A 2,539-nucleotide genomic window follows, 5' to 3' on the forward strand; every position below is an offset into this window, starting at 1 on the left:
TAAATCTATAAAATGCTTTTTTTCAAGGCCACTATTAATAAAAACACCTAATACTTCTCCTATATATAAGTTTAATGAAAAGTGATTCAGTGTTTTTATATTTTGATCAATCAATGTAATATTTTCAATTCTGAGGCGTTCCTTATGCATGGTCTTCACCTGCTTGATTTGATAGGGGACAAATAATTTCAACCCTTGTTCCGAAGTTTTTAACACTGGATAGAAGCAAGCCATACTTTTCACCATATTGAAGCTTCAATCTGTTGCTAACATTGATCAAGGCAATGCCACCCCTTTGCGGTGTTTGGGTGGACGCCTCATCCATGTTAATTTGATTGAGTTTGCTGATGATATTATCAAGCTCCATTTCATCCATACCAACGCCATCATCTGTAATGACAATCAATAAACGATCTTCGGTCATAGTAAACTCAATCTCAATCTTACCTTTGCCAACCTTTTTTTCAAGGCCATGTATGATTGCATTTTCAATAATTGGTTGAAGCGTCAGCTTTGGTATTCTCAGTTTAGAAATCTTCTGATCTGCTTCTGGATAATCTATGTTAAGGCTGATCTTATCGCCAAATCGGTAGTTCTGAATCGCAAAGTAATTTTCTGCATTCATGATTTCTTCTTCAAGCGTGACGAGGTTGTTGACGTTTGAAATGGTATATCTAAAAAACTTTGCCAGTGCTTCAGTTATATTGGCAATATCGTCAGCCCCAACACAAATGGCATCACTTCGTATGGCCTCTAATGTGTTGTACAGAAAATGCGGATTTATTTGATTTTGAAGTGCCCTGTATTCTGCATGTGTATTGGTAAGTTTTATGGCATTCATTGCATCAAATAAATGAATAAACTTCAAAATTGTCTTTTCCATGTGCTCAGAATAATACAGGTCCAGAGTGGACAGTGCACTGGAGTCATACCCTAAATGGTAACTCTTCAGCTTTTTTTCCTCAATTTTAAAAGGGCTTACAAGATTCTTGTAAGCCTTTTGGCATATGAATGCAAAGATAAATACCAACCCAATCCAGACTAAATAGAGCATATAATGGACACCATAAATCATGAAGAATACCAGCATCAAAATCAATAATAAAATGATAAAAAAAACAAGCTTCACAAAATATGATTCCACTATTTGATTTAAATACCTTCTTTGTTTACTCACATTTGACCCCTTTATCACCTATTCAGTAATAGAGCTTACGATATTGCGATGGATTAAGACCCGTAATTTTCTTGAACTGTTTTGTAAAATGCTTTATGTCATGATAGCCAACATCATTGGCTATTTCAATTACACTCTTTGATGACTCTGATAGCTGTTCCTTAGCCATTTTTATCCTGATCAGAGTCACATATTCCAAGAAATTATATCCCGTTTCCTTTTTAAATAAAGTAGAAAAGTATGACGCGCTAAAACCAATCATTTGACTGATATTCTCAAGGTTTAAATTCGATGCATAATGATCTAGAATATATTTTTGAGCATCCCTTATTGGTTTATTGGACTCACTCTGTTTCTGTTCAACTGCTGCTCTTAACCATCTAATCACATTTTTTTCCAAATGATCAAATAATGCTTTGCGGCTGGTTTGCATCTCTAAATTAAGCGACTCTTTTTCAAGGAACTCCAATTGTAGATTCAAATGATGTTTTAAGCCATATGTCACAATTTCTGAAACTTCAGTTAATACTCTATAAACCGTTTTACCAGACTCGCTTTCAAGAGTGACTTTAATCTGACTCAACCACAGAGAAATGCCTTCAATATCTAAAATTTCAACAAGATCCACCAAACGCCGTCTCTTTTCAGATGTCAGTACGTCCTGAAGTTCCCGTTCTTCAAGCGGCTCATAATCCAATATATTGCCACAGCCCCTATCAATTCTCTCATATATGACATCCATTGCATTATTAAAACTCTTATAAGATTCCCCGAGTCGATAAACAACCCTTCCCATGCCTGCTGTAACCACGAGATCATTAAACAGATCACGGAGTAAATGGCTCTCCTCCAAAATTCTGTGAAGTGCTTTTCTCACTTCTTTTTTGGCTTCATTCTTCTTATTAATAAAAAGAATTAGGCAATCTCCAGACTTTACTTGTGTCAACTCATCACAGACAGGTCTCAATCTAACTTGTACAATTTGTTGAATTTTAGAGACCAGCATATCACATATCTCAGTCTGCTTAAGACCGGCATCCACATCAATCTTCAAAACTAGGCACTGAAAATAGCCCTCAACAAAGTGTGTCCTGAACTGCTGATTGATGTCTTTGATTGCAATTTCCTTTTTAAGTGGATTCAATAAGAATTGTTCATAGAAGTTTTCATGACCCTTTTTAATTTCATCAAACTGATGCTTTTCTATGCTGACTCGATCAAGATCCCGTTCTTGGTATCTCTCGATCATTTTTAAAAGCGTTTGATTGATTTCGTCTTTGTTTAACGGCTTTAGCAAATAATCCTTAACCCCATATTTTATGGCATTATGGGCATAATCAAAGTGTTGATATCCACTGATAA

2 protein-coding genes are annotated in these 2,539 nt (G+C 35.4%); both read right to left on the minus strand.

Annotated elements, in window-relative coordinates:
* Nucleotides 1–142 precede the first annotated feature (142 nt).
* On the minus strand, nt 143–883 hold the full coding sequence (locus AC220I_RS21190) for a sensor histidine kinase (RefSeq protein WP_486725861.1): 741 nt from the start codon (nt 881–883) through the stop codon (nt 143–145).
* A 316-nt stretch (nt 884–1,199) separates the two neighbouring features.
* Nucleotides 1,200–2,539 (minus strand): response regulator transcription factor (locus AC220I_RS21195; protein WP_486725862.1); only part of this gene is annotated, 1,340 nt, incomplete at its 5' end.

Source organism: Fusibacter sp. (assembly GCF_057447755.1).

Bases quoted from the DNA above. Each gene is read 5' to 3' on its own strand.
- AC220I_RS21190 (WP_486725861.1), bottom strand. From the start codon at position 883: ATGGAAAAGACAATTTTGAAGTTTATTCATTTATTTGATGCAATGAAT.